Below are 16,213 nucleotides of genomic sequence, written 5' to 3'. Positions count from 1 at the left end.
TTCATCCTCGAACAGCCAGGTCCACCCGTGGGTACCTGTTCAGAGTATGACCATCATCTGATTTCTGAGCATGTCTTGCCGTGGGGGTGTCCGCGGCTTATGGTCGTATGACCGTAATATAAAACCTCAAGGAGCCCGTGATGACACCAGCACAGCAGGTCGCACTCGTGACCGGCGCCACCTCAGGCATCGGCAGGGCCGCAGCGATAGCACTCTCCGCCGCGGGTTTCGAGGTGATCGGAACCGGCCGTGACACGGCACGTGTCACGGCGCCTGCCGGGGTGACCCACCTGGACCTCGACGTGACCAGCGACGAGTCGGTCGCTTCGGCGGTCAAGCAGGTGATCGACCGGTTCGGGCGCATCGACCTCCTGGTCAACAACGCCGGCGTCGGCTCGACGGGCGCGGCCGAGGAGTTCTCGAACGCCCAGACGCGGGACATCTTCGACATCAACGTCTACGGCGTCATGCGGATGACCAAGGAGGTCCTGCCGCACATGCGCGCGCAACGGCAGGGCCGCATCATCAACGTCTCGTCCCTCAGCGGGTTCGTCCCCAGCCCGTTCATGGCGCTCTACGTAGCGACCAAGTACGCGGTCGAGGGCTACGCCCAGTCGCTGGACCACGAGGTTCGTGAGTACGGCGTCCGGGTCCTGCTCGTCGAGCCCAGCCCGATCAACACCCCGTTCGGGGCCCACAGCGTGCAGGCCGACACCCCGATGCCGCTCTACGCGGCGGGACGGCGCAACTACGAGGAGGTGCTGGCGAAGAACACGAGCAACGGCGACGACCCCGCCGTCGTCGCCAAGGTGATCGTCGCGGCCGCCACCGACCGCAACCCCAAGTTGCGGCGCACCGCCGGCAGGACCGCCGCAACCATCAGCGCGCTGCACCGCGTCACCCCGGCCCGGGTCTTCGACCGCACCATCCGCAGCTTCAACCGGATGCCGGGCTGACTTCTTCTTCAACCACTTGCCGGCCAACCAGACCCTCCGACGAGCCAGGGTCAACCGGCCTTACGCTCTGAATGACCTGGTCAGGACGGTATCCGGAGCGCACGGCCGGACAAAGATGGAGGACATAACACATGGCGCGGTACACGAGAGAGCACAAGCAGGAGACGAGGCAGCGGATCATCGCGACGGCCGGTCGACGGATCAAGCGGAGCGGCATCGACGGCTCCGGAGTTGCGACCCTCATGAAGGACGCAGGCCTGACCAACGGCGCCTTTTACGCCCACTTCGGGTCCAAGGACGACCTCGTCGACACGGCGATCGCCCACGAGCTGGACCTGCTGCACTCGAACATCGTCGAGCAGACGGGACCCGGCGCAGCCGGTCTCGAACAGCTCGTGCGCTGGTACCTGTCGCCCGACCACCGGGACAATCCCGTCGACGGCTGCCCGAACGCCGCGCTTCTCGACGAGATCGGGCGCTCCGGTGACACGACCAGGCAGGCGTACACCGACGGCGTGCTGGTCGTCATCGACGGCCTCGCCGCCCGCATGACTCCGGAGGATCCGCTCGCGTCCCGCGTGACGGCGCTCAGCCTGCTGGGCATGATGGTCGGGACGGTACAGCTCGCCCGCGCCCTGACCGACAGGCAGCTCTCCGACCACCTCCTGGAACAGGGCCTCCGCAATGCCCTGGCCCTGGTGGGCACCGAGCTCCGACCATAACCACCTCCGCTGGCAGGCGCACTCCACTGCTTCGCCCGCTCGCGGCGCACGATCGGCGCCGTTCGCGATCCATGTGGTCCCCTCTTGACAACCTTTCTGAGTAACCTCATGATTGAGTATGCTCGGCTTCGCCAGGCGGGCGAGATCCGAGCCGGACGAGACCTCAGGGGAGCGACATGTCGCAGCAAGGAACGGCGCAGAGCTACGTGGAGACACCGACACGTACGGTCGCGGCGGTGGGCGCCACGTTCGCCTACCGGGAGCTCGGCCTGCAGAGCGGTCTTCCGCTGGTCCTGCTGACACACCTGGGGGCGAACCTCGACGCCGGGGCCCGCGCATCGTCGACGGGCTCGCGCAAGATCACCGCGTCATCGCCGTCGACTACCGCGGCGTCGGCGGCTCCACCGGACGCGTCCGCGACTCGATCGACGGGATGGCCGACGACATCGTCGGCCTGATCCGGGCGCTCGGCCACGACCGGGTGGACATGTTCGGCCTCGCGGTCGGCGGGATCGTCGCCCAGGCCGTCGCCGCGCGGGCACCGCGGCTGATCGACCGGCTCGTCCTCGCGAACGCGGGACCGGCCGGCGGCCCCGGCATCTCCGACATCACCCGCACCGCGATCACCACGGGGCTCCGCGCCGTGCTCACGCTCGACGACCCGATGACACCACTGTTCTTCACCTCGACGGCCACCGGCAGGTCAGCCGCCCGCCTGTACCTCGCACGGCTGAAGGAACGCACGACGGGGCGCGACAAGCCAGTCAGCCTGGGAACGTACCGCGCACAGCTGTCGGCGCTGCGCCGCTGGGGCCGGCAGGCACCCGTCGAGTGGGCGTCGGGCGTCGGCCAGGCGCTCATCGTCCACGGCGACAGCGACCGCCTGGTGCCGGCCGCGAACGCCACCGAGCTGGCCCGGCTTCTTCCCGGCGCGACGGTGACGGTCTACCCGGACTCCGGTCACGGCGCCGTCTTCCAGTACCACCGCGAGTTCGTCGCCGCCGCGCGCGAATTCCTCCGCCACTAGCTCCCGCCGGCACTCATCCGTCAGCAGAACAAGCCAACAGCACACCATCGGACCCAGAAGGAAAGTCACCATGCGCGCGTTTGTCATCAACAAGTACAAGGAGCCGCTGCAGGAAGCGGACGTCCCCGAGCCCGTGGTCGGTGAGCACGACGTGCTCGTCCAGGTCCAGGCCGCCGGGCTGAACGTCGTCGACGAAAAGATCCGGCAGGGGGCGTTCAAGGCGTTCCTCTCGTACGAGCTGCCGCAGGTCATGGGCAGCGACGTCGCCGGAACGGTGATCGGAGTCGGCGCCAAGGTCCGGGAGTTCGCGATCGGGGACCAGGTGTATGCCCAGCCCCGCACCGAGCGCATCGGAGCCTTCGCGGAGCGCATCGCGGTCCCCGAGGCCGACGTGGCTCTCAAGCCGGCGACGGTCACCCTCGAGGAGGCGGGATCGCTCCCGCTGGTCGCACTGACCGCCTGGCAGGCGCTCGTCGAGAAGGGCAACGTGCAGCCCGGGCAGCGGGTCCTGATCCAGGCAGGCGCGGGCGGCGTCGGGACCATCGCGATCCAGCTCGCCAAGCACCTCGGCGCCACGGTCGCAACGACCGTCAGCGCGGGCAACATCGACTTCGTGCGTGAGCTCGGCGCGGACTCCGCCATCGACTACCGCAACCAGGACTTCGAACAGCTCCTGGACGGGTACGACCTGGTGCTGGACAGCGTCGGTGGGGAGAACCTCGAGAAGTCCCTGCGGGTGCTGCGCCCCGGGGGCAAGGCGATCGGGATCGTCGGGCCGCCCGACCCCGCGTTCGCCCGGGAGGCCGGGCTGAACCCGGTGCTGCGCCTCGCGATGGCAGCGCTCAGCGGGAGGATCCGCCGGCGGGCGCGCAAGCTCGGGGTGACCTACGAGTTTCTCTTCATGCGCGCCAGTGGCGAGCAGCTCCGCCAGATCACCGCCCTTGTCGACAAGGGCGTGCTGCGCCCCGTCGTCGGGCGGGTCTTCGACTTCGACCAGACCGTGGAGGCCATGCAGTCGCTGGGCAAGGGCGGCATCCGCGGCAAGGCCGTCATCACCAGGGCCTGAGCCGGCATTCTCACCATCCTTTCTCACCCGTCGCAGGACCAGAAACAGGAGAACGTCATGAGCACCAACGACACCTCGAACGATTCCGTCGTCACGTCCTACGCGCTGGCTTCGGCCCGCACCGTCAACGCGGGCGGCGTCACCTACGCCTACCGGGAACTCGGGCCGAAGGGCGGGATCCCCGTCGTCTTCTTCGTGCACCTCGGCGCGACGCTCGACAACTGGGACCCCCGGATCGTCGACGCGATCGCGCAGACCCGTCACGTCATCACCTTCGACAACCGGGGCGTGGGCGCCTCCACCGGCATCGTCCCCGACAGCGTCGAGGCGATGGCCGACGACGCCTACACCTTCATCAAGGCCCTCGGCTTCGACACGATCGACATCTTCTCCTTCTCCCTGGGCGGCTTCATCGCCCAGGACTTCGTGGTCAAGCACCCCGAGCTGGTCCGCAAGCTCGTCCTGACCGGGACCGGGCCCCGGGGCGGCAAGGACATCGACAAGGTCGTCGCCGTCACCTGGTATGACGTCGTGCGCGCGACCCTGACCCGGCGGGACCCGAAGGAGTTCCTCTTCTTCCACCGCACCGCCACCGGCAAGCCCGCCGCCCGCGCGTTCGTCAACCGCCTCAAGGAGCGTACGATCGACCGCGACCAGGAGATCTCGATCAAGGGGTTCCGGACGCAGCTCAAGGCGATCCAGAAGTACGGGCGCTCAGCACCCTCCGACCTGTCGAGGCTCACGCAGCCCACCCTGATCGCCAACGGCGACAGCGACCGGATGGTGCCCTCGGTCCTGTCCGAGGACCTGCACCGCCGCATCGAGGGCTCCGAGCTGATCATCTACCCGGACTCCGGGCACGGCGGCATCTTCCAGTTCCACGAGAAGTTCGCACCCGTCGTCGCCGAGTTCCTCGGCGCCTGATACCTACGACCGGACGAAGGCAGGATCTACGTCGGCGAAGAAGCCGTTCGTCTCCTCGATCCTGCTGTGGGTGCGTACGGACCAGCCACGGCAGGCACCCATGGTCGCTGTGGAAGAATGAGCGCCGAGCTCGAGCCCGATCAGCAACGAAGGACAGCAACCATGCCACTCGCCTCCAAGCCGGTCGGACGGCGCGAGCGGAACAAGCAGGAAAAGCTCGAACGGATCGTGGCTGCCGCCACCGAGCTCTTCGGTGAGCGGGGCGTCGACGAGGTCACCACCCAGGAGATCGCCGACAAGGCCGACATCGGGGCGGGCACGCTGTTCCTCTACGCCAAGACCAAGGGCGAGCTCCTGCTGCTCGTGCAGAACTCCACCTACGCCGACGCACTCGCCCAGGGAAAGCAGGCGGCCGAGAGCATCACCGACCCGCTCGACGCGGTGATGGCGATCGTCGGCCCCGTGGTGGAGTGCAACCGCAAGCAGGTCGACAACGGGCGCACCTACCTGCGCGAGATCGTCTTCGGTGACCCCGCCGAACCTCATCACCGCGAGGCGCTGGGCCTGACCGTGCAGACCGAGGAGGCGATCGCCGCCGTCCTGCAGCGCGACGGGAGCACCACCGCGCAGGACGCCGCGGCGCGGGCACGTATCGTCTCGGCGATCATGTTCGTCAGCATGGCCGCGTCCTTCAACGCTGCCAAACCGGTCGAGGACATCGCGCGGGAGATCCAGGACCAGGTCCGCTCGATCCTGCCGGAGTAAGGCCGCTACCACCAACACGATGTTCTGACGGTCGTGGGGCCGTCGCGACAAGCGACGGCCCCGCCGTGCGGCTCGGACGAGATCTTGGGACTCAGCGGTTGTAGGCCGGCATCACGCCCTTGAGCGGGTCACTGATCTCTTGGCAGGCAGCGAGCACGTCCTGAGGAAGCGGGCCCTTCAGCAACGACTCGAGGTTGCTGGCGAGGTGCTCGGTTCGGCCGCCGCCCACCAGCACGGCGTCGGCTCCGGGCCGGCTGACCAGCCACCGCAGCGCGAGCTCCGACATCGAGAGCCCGGCATCCGCGGCCACGGTGGCCAGCTCGGCGACTGCGGCGAGGAGCTCGGGCGTCCAATAACGCTTCTTGTACATCTCGGCCAGGCTGGAGGCGGCCGAGAAGCGCGTGGGTGTGCCCGCTTCCTGGGGCACGTGGGCGAGAAGGCCCCCGGCGAGGGGGTTGTAGCACATGGTGAGCAGCCCGTACGTCTCTGCGAGCTCGACCCACTCGTCCTCGACCCGACGGGCCAGGAGGTTGTAGACGTTCTGGCCGACGACGGGAGCTATGGTGTTGAGCTCCTTGGCGGCCTGGATGACTTCGAGGGTCTGCCATGCTGAGTAGTTGGAGACGCCGAGTGCCTTGATCTTGCCGGCCTCGTGCAGGTCGGCGATCGTCTCCATGGTCTCGGCGACCGGCGTGCTGCGGTCCGGCTGGTGCAGGTAGAACAGGTCGATGCTCTCCACGCCGAGGCGCCGCAGCGATCCTTCGACACTGGCGGTGAGGCCGGCCCTGGACAGTGGCGCGTCGTCGCCCGCATCAGGGTGGGGGATGCCCGCCTTCGTCGACAGCACGATTGCCTCACGGTGTCGCTGCACCAACGGAGCTATCAGGGACTCGGTCGTTCCGCGGGCGTAGCCGTTCGCGCAGTCGATTCCGGTGATGCCGGCGTCGATGGCCGCCTCGAACACCGCCTCGGACGCGGCAGCATCTGCGGTGTCGCCCATGGACATCGTGCCCAGCACGATCCGCGTGAGCGGCGTCGTGACGCCGTCGAGCGGCACGGTCGGAATCTGGGCTCGAGTGGTCTCGGTCATATCGGCGGTGCCTCCTTGTCTCCGGGCCGTTTCATCGCAGGCCCCGGGCGTGGTCTGCGGCGATGGTCGCCGCGATGTCGGCGAGCGCTTGCTCGCCGAGGTTGTTGAAAGGTGCCCGGCATGGGCCTACCGGCTCGCCGGCGGCGTTGGTGGCTGCCTTGACGATGGTGTTGGGATTACCGTGGCGAAAGAGGTTGCGGATGGGGCGGATGCGCGCCTGCGCGGCCCGTGCAGCATCCAGGTCCCCTGCCTGCCACTTTTCGTAGATCTCCACCATCGTGTGCGGGTAGATGTTCGCGATGGCGGTGATGCCGCCGGCTCCGCCGGCCTGCAGGCTCGCCAGGATTAACGAGTCCGTACCCGAGAGGACATCGAACGTGTCTCGGTCCGTGAGCTCGAGGTACTGCAGGATGTTGTCGAAGTTCCCCGACGAGTCCTTGATACCGACGATGTTCTCGATCGCGGCCAGCCTGGCCACCGTCGACGGGTCCAGGTTGACGTTCGTCCGCGCGGGGATGTTGTAGAGCAGGATCGGCACGTCGACGCTCTCCGCAACGGCAGCGAAGTGCCGGTAGAGCTCTTCCTGCGAGGCGGAGGCGAAGTAGGGCGTGATCACGGACAGCACGTCCGCGCCACCATCGGCGAGTCTCCGTGCGAGCGTGATGGTGTCGCGCGTGCCGACCGCCCCCGCGCCCGCGTAGACCGGAACGCGTCCGTCCGCGGCCTCCGTGACGGATTCGAGGACGGCAACACGCTCGTCTGCCGTCATCTGGAAGAACTCTCCGTTGGTGCCCAGGCAGAAGACCCCGTGCGCGCCGGCGTCGATCGCACGCACGGTGTGGCGCTTCATCTGCTCGAGATTCAGGGATTCGTCGTCGTGGAACGGCGTCACCAGGGCGGGAATGATGCCTCGGATCGAAATGCTCTTCATCGGTCACCTTCGGTTCTAGGGCTGGTGTGTGGGTTGATCGGGACGGTGCCTGCCATCAGTCCGCCAGCACCGTTGTGATGCCGCGGCTCTCGAAGGGCGCGAGCTGCTCCGCGGTCGCTCCTGCATCCGTGACGAGAGTCCACTTCCCTGGCAGATGCACCCAGGCGTTGAACGGCGTAGCACCGAGCTTGGCCGCGTGGGCCAGGACGTAGACCTGGTCGCCGGCGCGGGCCATCAGCTCCTTGAGCCTGGTCTGCACGGGGGAGGCTTCGCAGATGCCGCGCTCGGCCGTCACGGCGTCAGCGCCGAGAAAGGCCCGGTCGAACGACCAGCGATCCAGCGCCGCCTCCGTCAGCGGCCCGACAAAGCTCTGGGAGACCTCTCGGTATTCGCCGCCCAGCAGGATGCGCTCCATCCCGGAGTCGTCGGCGAGCTCGAAGAACGGCGTCAGCCCGCTGGTCACCACGGTGAGCGGGGACGTGCCGTGCAGATGCGCCGCGACCCGCGCGGTGGTCGTCCCAGCGTCCAGCAGGACTGTCTGTCCTGGCTCGACCTGGCCGGCGGCCCATCGACCGATCGCGTCCTTGGCGCCGTGGCACTCGGAGGCTCGTTCCTGAAGGCTCGCCTCGTGGTGCGGTGAGCGGACGGCGATCACGCCACCGTAGGTTCGGGCCAGCTGGTTCGACTTGTCGAGCGTCGACAGGTCACGCCGGATCGTTGACTGGGTGACTCCGAACACCTCGGCGAGGTGCTCGACGCTGGCCAGTCCGTTGCTCCGAGCCATCCGGACAATCTCTTCGCGCCGTTGGGGTGCCCTCATTCGGCTCTCCTTCGAGTTGGTCGCGTTCCCGCGCAAGTGACTGGGAGCGTATCGCGCGAAACGCGCAGATTCATGCGCGGGAGATGCGGGCGGCGGGGATCTGGGGCAGTCACACCGGGAAGAGCAGGACGGCACCTGCGGAGAGGGCGAGGATCCGGATGAGGTACATGGGGATCGTGAACTTCCAGAACTCCGTCAGCTTGTACTTGCCCATCCCGAGGATCATTGCCGGCATGCCGTCGATGGGCATGTAGTGGCCGTTCCAGCCGGCCACGGCCACGGCGCAGGCGACAGCGACGGGGTCGAGCCCCAGGCTCAGGAAGGTGGCGATGGCGATCGGGGCAAAGATCGCCACGGAGCCCAGGTTGGAGCCGGTGAAGGCGGCGGCGGTGCTGGTGAGCAGGGCGAAGACCAGGACGAGCACGAACGGTGACACGGACGTGCCCACCAGGTCGGCCACGGAGTTGCCCACCAGCGCGGTCAGGCCGGACTTGGCGAGAGCGTCGGCGACCCCGATGACGCCGGCCATCATGAGGATGACGGGGGCGAACAGGTTCTCGCGGAACTCCCTGAAGTCGACCATCCGGATGGCGAGCAGGGCGAACGCGCCCAGGCCTGGAACGACGTAGGCCAGGTCGCCCAGCACGTTCATGAGCATCATGGCGACGACGCTCACGATGAACACGGCGCCGGTGGCGTACTCCTTCCAGGCGGGCAGCTCCAGCTCACTGCCTTCAGGCTCGCGCACGGCGACCGAGGTGCTGGTCCCTGGTGTCGTCGACGGCGCATCCGGTCCGGACTCGTTCCGGAGCGCGGGCGTTCCGCCGCCGGTGCCCTTCGCGGGCGTGGCAGGCTCCCCACCCGGTCCGGACGCCTCGGCTGCCGGGTCGGCGATGGGGTGGTCGGGCAGGAGGCGGTACGCCACCAGCGACCAGGCCAGGAAGCCGATGCTCACGATCAGGTTGACCAGGGAGAAGGTCACCATGGAGACGTTCCCCGTGTAGCCGGAGGCTTCGAGCGCCGTGACCATGACGCCGTAGATCAGTGCCACGTTGACGGGGGCGAGCGGATGATTGGTCGCGAATCCCAGCGGCATCATGAGCTTCGACGTCGGGAGCTTCTTCCCGTACGGAATGGTGGAGACAAGAGCGATCACCAGCACGTAGTAGCCCGTTGCGCCGGTGCCGGCGAGGCTGGCACCGAGCATGACGACCACGATCAACAGGGCGTAGCTCTTGTAGCCGCCCTTCTCCACGAGCTCGCCCATGGTCTTTCTCACCCGGCCGATGAGTCTTGTCTTCTGCATGGCCGCCAGTGGGACCATGAAGAACGCGATCATGAGAACACTCGAGTTCGTGAAACCCGCGAAAGCCTCGGGGACCGTTGACAGGCCAACGACCACGAGCAGCAGGCAAGCCAGCAGGGGCGGTGCTCCGAACGGAAGCACGTCCATCATGATGAGAACGATCATGACGACCAGGACGCCGAGCGCCAGAATCATCGGCAACGTCATCCGAATTCACAGTCCTTTCATCTCGTGCTGCCGACATCGGTGTCGACAGCGCCCAACGGGACGGGCGCCAGCGCCCGCCGTGTCACAGCTCCAGGTCGGCGGCCCGCGCACGGCCGACCGACTCAGTAGTCCGCGTGCCCGCCCAGGTCGGGGCCGGCGGAGGTGGGCCGTGCAGCCCGGATGCGCGCCAACGTGTCGGCGTCCAGGTGTACGTGCTTGATCGCCTTGCGATGCCAGGTGTAGGCCACGTGGATGTCACCGTTGAGCCCACCGACCACGGACGGGTAGGACATCTCGCGGTTGATCCCGTCACGGCTGTTGTTCGACATGCAGTAGCCGTCGCCGTTCTCGATGTCGTACGTGACCGGCCAGCTGCGTCCATCGTCGTCCGAGAGCGCCAGGGTCATCGGGGCGCGCGGTGCACCCCAGAAGGCGGTGGGCTCGTCGCCCTCGAACGACGGCTCTGCGACTACCGGGCCGTCGGTGTCCTTGACGCCCTCGTCGTCGATCTCGTCGTAGAGGGACACCCTCCGGCCGGTCGCGTCGGCCTGGCTGGCGTAGTTCATGACCATCGCCAGCTGAGCGTCGCCCAGCGCCCGCGCCTGGATCGAGGAGTTGTTGTTGGGAAGCGCGATCGGACGGCACGGCGTCCAGGTCTGGCCGTCATCGGTGGATTCCGACTCGTAGACGTGGTCGGCCCACCGCGAGCGGAAGCAGGCCCACAGCGTGCCGTCGGTGCGGGGCACGATGTTCATGTGGACGCTGCCCTCCGAGTCGGGAACCGGGGTCTCCGTCCACGTGTCGCCGCCGTCGTCGGAGTGCCACACCGAGGCGGTGTCCTGGTTGCCTACCCATTTCTCACCGGGGAGGGCGACGCAGTTGAAGGTGGGTAGCAGGATGCGGCCGCTCCCCAGCGCCACCGGAACCTGACGGACGAACACACCCTTCGGGGCGTCGTCGCCGAGGAGCGCGGTCGGTTCCTCCCACGTATCGCCGCCGTCGTGAGAGATGCGGCGGCGTACCTCTGCGGTGTCCTGGTTGCCGGCGACCTGGGCGGTGTACAGCAACCAGACGTCGCCGTCGGGGGCGTTGAACAGGATGGGGTTCTGCTCGGAGCGGCCGGAGTCGAAGCTGAGCTGGACCGGGTCGAGCCAACGGTCGGAGCCGGCCGGAAGCCTGGAGAGGTGCACGGAGATGTCGGAGACCCCCTCCTGCGTGCCGCCGAACCAGACGCAGGCGAGGTCACCATCGGGCAGGAATGCGAGGTTGGCGGCGTGGCACTGCACCGTGGGCGTGGGCAGGAACGCCTCGGTCCCGCCATCGGTACGGGGGCGCAAGAGCCCGTCGAACATTGTCATCTTTCCTCCGGCGTCATCGGTGGTAGGTGGGCAGGGAGCCCTTTGACTGGGTCGGTGGTAGCGCCGCGACCGACGGTGTGTTCGTCGAGCTGATCGCCGTTGATGTTTGCCTCCGAGCTTCACTGCAAGGGGGGGTCGAGATGTGGCGCAACCCTGACAGAGATGCGCGCTCCGCGCAAGGCTATGCGCGGCGCGCGCACGGGGGGCCCTGTTTGGCGGGTTCATACGTTCGCGATGCGCATCGTAGGCTTACCGAGAGGAGTGGCTGAGGGGGCCGTGCCGACGCCGGCCGCGGCTCGGACTTCAGGCTCGACGTCGAGACCGTGGTCACGAGGTGCCCCTCGCCTGACGCCGGAACACCGGCAGCGCGGCCGTGATCCCGTTCAGGACGTGGTCGGCCAGGACAGCCCGGTCCCGACGTGCTGTGCCGCGCCCGCCGCTTACGGGCGCACGGTGCCGGGGACCGTGACGACGACGGTGAAGGTCTCGCCGTCGCGCCGCACCTCGAGGTCGCCGTCCACCTCGGCCGCCCGCCTGGCGATCCCGTCCAGCCCCGCACCGCCCGCGCTCCCGGGCACGTCGGGAGCCTCGGCGGCGACGTCGTTGGCGATCTCGTAGCGCCACGACCCGTCCGTGCGGGTGAGGGACAGGCGTGCCCACCGGCCGCCGCCGTGCCGCAGCACGTTCGTCGTCGTCTCCCGGACGACCGGTCCGAGAGCGGACGGCGGGGCGAGCGAAGCGTCGGGGTCCACCGTGGCCTCGGCCTTGGTGCCCGCGGCGCACAGCAGGTCCACGGCGTTGGCGAGCTCGTCGCGCAGCGGGACGGAGCGGAAGCGGGTGGCCAGGTCGCGGGTGCCCTGTCGCGCGTCGTCCACGCTGGCGCGCGCGGCGCGCAGCTGCTCCATGCCCGCCTGGGGGTCCGCGGGCATGAGCCGCTCGGCGAGCTCGAGCTGGAGGGCGATGACCTGGAGGTGGTGGCCCTGCAGGTCGTGCACGTCCGTCGCGAGCCGCAGCCGTTCCTGGGTCGCCGCGAGCTTCGCCTCCGAGGTGCGGGCCCGGTCGAGCGCGACGAGCACGTCCCACCACCACAGCGAGGAGACGGTGACGACCGGCATGATGGCGGACAGGAAGAGCATCTGGGGCCAGCTGGCGGCGAGGTCCCGCCCGAGCGTGAGGCGGACGTCGATCACTGACAGTGCGACGAGCAGGGCGGTCGCCGCCAGCACCACGCGCAGACGTACCCCCGGTGGCCAGTTCAGCAGCATGGCCACCTGGATCAGGGGCAGGACACCGACCACCCAGACTTCGGTGACGAGCCCGGCCGCGAGCCCGTAGGCCGCCGCTGTCAGGAGCGGCGCCAGGTGGCGCCGCCAGACCATCAGTGGCGCGTCGAGAGTCCGGTGCCGGTAGTCGAGCAGCGGGGGCAGCGTCGAGAGCCACCACAGCAGCCCGCCGACGCCGACGCCGACGGCCGTGAACGTGCCCCACCTTCCCGCCGCGAGGATGTCCACCAGGAGAATCACGATGATGAGCTGGGTGACCACTATCGCAAGTGCGACGTACCACCAGGTCGCGGTGATGCTCCGGGTCAGCCGTAGCGCGGTACGGGCTTCCGCTGTCGCCGATGTGGCGGCGGCGCGCGCGGGCGGGCTGCTCATCCGCCCAGGTTACGGGCGTGACACCTGTCATGGGTGGGGCGTGCGAAGCAGCCGGAAGGCGGTGACAGGCCGGCACTTCTGGGCGGTGTTCCCGAGCTTGTCCAGCCCCTCGTCGTCGTAGTCGCCAGCGCCATCATCGCCTAGACCACCCTCACCGCACTCGTCATCAGCGGCGTCCTCGGGGCCGTCCGATGAGCCGATCGATGGGTCTGACCCCTAGCGTGTCCTGGACGCGGGGCTCGACGCGCTGGTGCGAGCGTCGGGCTGGGCGTAGCGTCGAAGTTCCGCCGGCCGCACCAGCCGCCGGCCCACGGGCAGCGGAAGGAGCACGAGATGAGTGAGAAGAGCCGCGAGGGCGAGTCCTCGGGTGGCGACGTCGAGTCCGGACCGGGCGCGCCCGAGGTGTCGAAGGAAGACGCGGACCGTCTGAAGCCGGGCGCGACCGACGCTGCGGGCGATGCCATCCCTGGCGAGGACCCCGAGGACAACCCGGACCAGGACGGCGAGGACCGGTTCGACGCGGGCTGACCATCAACTCAGGCGAGTGCGGCGCAGTCCCAGCGCGCGCTGAACTCGCGCCTTGACCTCATGTGCGGTTGAGGTTCTACCGTTCTTGCCGTGAAGAACGCCAGCTTGTGGACATCCGAGAATGTGCCGGCTCAGGGGCTGGGCCTGATGCGTCTTACCGACGAGTGGTGGGGTGACGCCGACCGCGATCCGGGCTTGCTCGTGGCTGCCGCGGTCGAGGTAGGAGTGACGCTGCTCGATACGGCTGAGATGTACGGCAACGAAGAGATCGTCGGCAAGGCGGTAGCGGCCCATCGCGACCAGATCACGCTGTGCAGCAAGTTCGGCGTCTACTGGGGCCCGTCCGGCCGCTTCGATGACTGGCACGTGCGGACCGACCCCGCCACGGTCCGGTCCGCGATCGAGGGAACCCTGCGCCGGCTCGACGTCGATATCGTCGATCTGTACTACCTGCACCACCGAGGTGAAGACACACCGATCGAGGAGACCGTCGCTGCGATGGCCGAGCTTCGCCAGGCCGGGAAGATCGGAGCCCTTGGCCTGTCGAACGTCACGATCGAGGACGTGCGGCGAGCTCACGCGGTGCATCCGATCGCCGCCGTGCAGCAGGAGTGGTCACTGGGCGAGCGCGGTGTCGAGTCCATGCTGCCGGTCCTGGCTGAGCTGGGGATCGTGTTGGTAGCCCACTCGCCGCTGGGCCACGGGTCGCTCGCTCAGCCCCGGGAGAGTCCTCTCGTGCACGCGCTCGGTGAGGTCGCCGTGGACTACGAGGTGACACCGAGCCAGGTGGCCCTGGCCTGGGTCCACACCCGTGGCAGTCGATCCGGCCAGGCCGTGGTCCCCCTGCCTGGCACCACGCGGGTGGCCCATCTGCTGGGCAACGTCGCTGCGGCCGAGCTCGTCCTCAGCGACACCGACCTGGACCGTCTAGAGGCAGCAGCAACCTGACGACGTCCTGCCGCCTGGACGAGCTCGGCTCGTCGTGGTGGCCGACAAGAGAATTTCTGACTCAGAACGCTAGAGGAGGCGACGCATCTCTACGTTGGGGACGACGAGCCCACGGATCGTGTTGTCCGGGCGATGGGCGACCACAGTGAATCCGAGGCGTTCGAACGTAGGCTGAGCGCTCCGGCTCGCCAAGGTCCGCAGTTCGGTAAGGCCGCGGGCACGTGCGTCGCGCATGGTGGCAGTTAGCAGGGCGCGTGCGACACCCCTGCCCCCTGATCGTGGATGAACGAACAGCATGTCAACCAAGCCGTCCGGCAGCAGGTCTGTGAAGCCCGCGACAGTGTCATCAACTTCTGCCACCAGGGTCGACGCTTCTCGCCGCCGACTGTCCCAATCGCTCAGGTCGGTGCGAGCGGGGCCGGCCCATGCGTCCACCTGGTCCGGTCCGTAGACCGACGAGGCCGTCTGGCGAACCGCGGCTTGGAAGACGTCGAAGGTTGCTGTGGCGTCATCTGGGCCTCGGTATGCGCGAATATCCCACGTCATAAACCCAGGCTACATATCTGAACAGAATTCCTGGCTCAGGACACCAGGGAAGCCGCGAGAACTCATGGAGGAAGTGCCGTGAACTCATTGGGGGCCGACTACCGCAGTATCTGGTCTGGTAATGCTTCGTCGAACCTTGCCGACGGCATCACGTTCATCGCTATCCCCTTGCTGGCCGTGACGCTCACGGACGACCCGCTGGCTGTCTCCGGGCTGGCGATCGCCCACTCCCTGCCGCGCGTGCTGTCGGTACTCGGCATCGGTATGCTCATCGACCGGTACGACAGGCGACGGCTGCTGCTCGCGGCGAACTTCTCCCGCGCCGCCGTGTTCGCGCTTCTCGCAGCCCTCGTCATGATCGACGCTGCCCCACTCGTCGCCTTGTACGTCGTGTACGCGGTCATGGGTGTCATAGAGACCCTCTCTGACAGTGCCGCGTCCGCGATCCTCCCGCAGGCGGTCGAGCCTCAGGGCCTCGATCGGGCGAACTCCCAGATCGCCGGCACGCAGACCGTGGTGGACGAGTTCGTCGGCCCACCTCTGGGTGGTTTCCTGTTCGCGGCGGCGGCCTTCGCGCCGTCCGCGCTCACCGCTGTGGCCTTTCTCGTAGCAGGCCTCGCCTACTGGCGGCTGCGGGGTTCGTACATCGTCCCGCTAGCCGACAGAACGGCGGCCTCGCACGGCGTGCTCTCGTCGATCCGGGAAGGGGCGATCTGGACATGGCGCCATGGGCTCGTGCGGCTGCTCGTGATCATCGGGGCGCTGGCGTGCGTCGCCCAATGATCCCGTTCTCCTACCTCGCGCTCTACGCTACCCAGGAGCTCGGGCTGAGCCCGGCCGAATACGGCTTCCTGCTCTCTTTCTCCGCGCTTGGAGGCCTCTTGGGCGCCTTCGTCGCAACTCGCCTACGCCGTCGGCTCGGCTACGGCTGGACCATCGTCGCGGCGCTCAGCGTCGGTTCGATGTCCTTCATCACGATCTCCCTGACGAAGAACGTCGTGGTCGTGGCCATCGCGCTCGCGGCGTACATCGCGCACGCCGTCGTCTGGAACATCATGGCCGCCTCCGTGCGTCAGAAGATCACGCCCGCCGCGATGATGGGACGTGTGGGATCGATGAGTCGCCTTCTCAGCCTGATCGGCCTGGGCGTGGGAGCAGCTCTGGGAGGGCTTCTCGCATCGGGAGTCGGGTTCTTGATCCCGTTCGCGGTCGCGGGCGGCTTGTTTGCGGTCGCCGCAGTGATGTGCGCGGTCCAGATCCGGATGTTCCGCGCTTGGGAGGCTGAGCAGGCCCCGGTCGCGGCGGAGGCCGGGTAGCGCTGGTATCCGGACAGACGTTGTCGGCGGCGACAGGATCGGCGG

The 16,213-nt window shown here is 68.1% G+C and carries 18 protein-coding genes; 11 read left to right on the top strand and 7 right to left on the bottom strand.

The window, feature by feature from the left end; translation table 11 throughout:
* The first annotated feature begins 140 nt into the window (after positions 1–140).
* The 7 genes from APR04_RS04790 to APR04_RS04760 all read left to right on the top strand — a co-directional run bounded on the left by APR04_RS04790 (position 141) and on the right by APR04_RS04760 (position 5,460).
* On the top strand, positions 141–956 hold the full coding sequence (locus APR04_RS04790; RefSeq protein WP_253868258.1) for an oxidoreductase: 816 nt from the start codon (positions 141–143) through the stop codon (positions 954–956).
* A gap of 131 nt (positions 957–1,087) precedes the next feature.
* Positions 1,088–1,678 carry a TetR/AcrR family transcriptional regulator gene (locus APR04_RS04785; RefSeq protein WP_253868257.1) on the top strand — a complete coding sequence of 197 codons (591 nt, stop codon included), beginning with the start codon at positions 1,088–1,090 and terminating at the stop codon, positions 1,676–1,678.
* Positions 1,679–1,854: 176 nt separating this feature from the next.
* A complete protein-coding gene (locus APR04_RS30925) occupies positions 1,855–2,136 on the top strand; it encodes a hypothetical protein (protein ID WP_253868512.1) in 282 nt (93 codons plus the stop codon).
* The gene (locus tag APR04_RS04775; protein WP_253868501.1) at positions 2,049–2,705 is read left to right on the top strand and encodes an alpha/beta fold hydrolase; all 657 of its coding nucleotides are present in this window, start codon (positions 2,049–2,051) and stop codon (positions 2,703–2,705) included. The genes APR04_RS30925 and APR04_RS04775 overlap by 88 nt, the downstream gene beginning before the upstream one ends.
* 70 nt (positions 2,706–2,775) lie before the next feature.
* A complete protein-coding gene (locus tag APR04_RS04770) occupies positions 2,776–3,771 on the top strand; it encodes an NADP-dependent oxidoreductase (protein ID WP_253868256.1) in 996 nt (331 codons plus the stop codon).
* A 57-nt stretch (positions 3,772–3,828) separates the two neighbouring features.
* The gene (locus APR04_RS04765; RefSeq protein WP_253868255.1) at positions 3,829–4,695 is read left to right on the top strand and encodes an alpha/beta fold hydrolase; all 867 of its coding nucleotides are present in this window, start codon (positions 3,829–3,831) and stop codon (positions 4,693–4,695) included.
* A gap of 162 nt (positions 4,696–4,857) precedes the next feature.
* The gene (locus tag APR04_RS04760) at positions 4,858–5,460 is read left to right on the top strand and encodes a TetR/AcrR family transcriptional regulator (RefSeq protein WP_253868254.1); all 603 of its coding nucleotides are present in this window, start codon (positions 4,858–4,860) and stop codon (positions 5,458–5,460) included.
* A gap of 91 nt (positions 5,461–5,551) precedes the next feature.
* Here APR04_RS04760 and APR04_RS04755 read toward each other — a convergent pair whose 3' ends face one another.
* The 6 genes from APR04_RS04755 to APR04_RS04730 all read right to left on the bottom strand — a co-directional run bounded on the left by APR04_RS04755 (position 5,552) and on the right by APR04_RS04730 (position 12,830).
* Positions 5,552–6,550 carry an aldo/keto reductase gene (locus APR04_RS04755; RefSeq protein WP_253868253.1) on the bottom strand — a complete coding sequence of 333 codons (999 nt, stop codon included), beginning with the start codon at positions 6,548–6,550 and terminating at the stop codon, positions 5,552–5,554.
* Between the two features lie 31 nt (positions 6,551–6,581).
* Positions 6,582–7,481 (bottom strand): 4-hydroxy-tetrahydrodipicolinate synthase, encoded by a 900-nt coding sequence (gene dapA / locus APR04_RS04750; protein WP_253868252.1) that lies wholly within the window; start codon positions 7,479–7,481, stop codon positions 6,582–6,584.
* Positions 7,482–7,536: 55 nt separating this feature from the next.
* Entirely contained in the window at positions 7,537–8,301 is a 765-nt protein-coding gene (locus APR04_RS04745) for a DeoR/GlpR family DNA-binding transcription regulator (protein WP_253868251.1), read from the bottom strand.
* 109 nt (positions 8,302–8,410) lie between these two features.
* Complete coding sequence (locus APR04_RS04740) at positions 8,411–9,814, bottom strand: SLC13 family permease (protein ID WP_253868250.1); 1,404 nt, start codon at positions 9,812–9,814, stop codon at positions 8,411–8,413.
* 122 nt (positions 9,815–9,936) lie between these two features.
* Positions 9,937–11,172 (bottom strand): sialidase family protein, encoded by a 1,236-nt coding sequence (locus tag APR04_RS04735; RefSeq protein ID WP_253868249.1) that lies wholly within the window; start codon positions 11,170–11,172, stop codon positions 9,937–9,939.
* A 440-nt stretch (positions 11,173–11,612) separates the two neighbouring features.
* A complete protein-coding gene (locus tag APR04_RS04730) occupies positions 11,613–12,830 on the bottom strand; it encodes a sensor histidine kinase (RefSeq protein WP_253868248.1) in 1,218 nt (405 codons plus the stop codon).
* 333 nt (positions 12,831–13,163) lie between these two features.
* Between APR04_RS04730 and APR04_RS04725 the strand changes: the two genes are divergently transcribed.
* Entirely contained in the window at positions 13,164–13,358 is a 195-nt protein-coding gene (locus APR04_RS04725) for a hypothetical protein (protein WP_253868247.1), read from the top strand.
* Positions 13,359–13,448: 90 nt separating this feature from the next.
* Positions 13,449–14,306, top strand: a complete 858-nt coding sequence (locus APR04_RS04720; RefSeq protein WP_253868246.1) for an aldo/keto reductase — start codon at positions 13,449–13,451, stop codon at positions 14,304–14,306.
* 69 nt (positions 14,307–14,375) lie between these two features.
* Here the strand turns inward: APR04_RS04720 and APR04_RS31250 are convergent, their stop codons facing one another.
* Positions 14,376–14,852, bottom strand: coding sequence for a GNAT family N-acetyltransferase (locus tag APR04_RS31250; RefSeq protein WP_372496063.1), 477 nt, complete (start codon positions 14,850–14,852; stop codon positions 14,376–14,378).
* A gap of 78 nt (positions 14,853–14,930) precedes the next feature.
* Between APR04_RS31250 and APR04_RS04715 the strand changes: the two genes are divergently transcribed.
* Together APR04_RS04715 and APR04_RS04710 are read left to right on the top strand one after the other, a co-directional pair.
* On the top strand, positions 14,931–15,635 hold the full coding sequence (locus APR04_RS04715) for an MFS transporter (RefSeq protein ID WP_253868245.1): 705 nt from the start codon (positions 14,931–14,933) through the stop codon (positions 15,633–15,635).
* Positions 15,632–16,168, top strand: a complete 537-nt coding sequence (locus APR04_RS04710) for an MFS transporter (RefSeq protein ID WP_253868244.1) — start codon at positions 15,632–15,634, stop codon at positions 16,166–16,168. Before APR04_RS04715 ends, APR04_RS04710 begins: the two co-directional genes overlap by 4 nt.
* Positions 16,169–16,213: the final 45 nt, after the last annotated feature.

This window comes from Promicromonospora umidemergens (assembly GCF_024171995.1).
Lineage (GTDB): Bacteria > Actinomycetota > Actinomycetes > Actinomycetales > Cellulomonadaceae > Promicromonospora > Promicromonospora umidemergens.
Note: the sequence above shows the minus strand (reverse complement) of the source record. Positions and strands in the feature narration are given on the sequence as shown.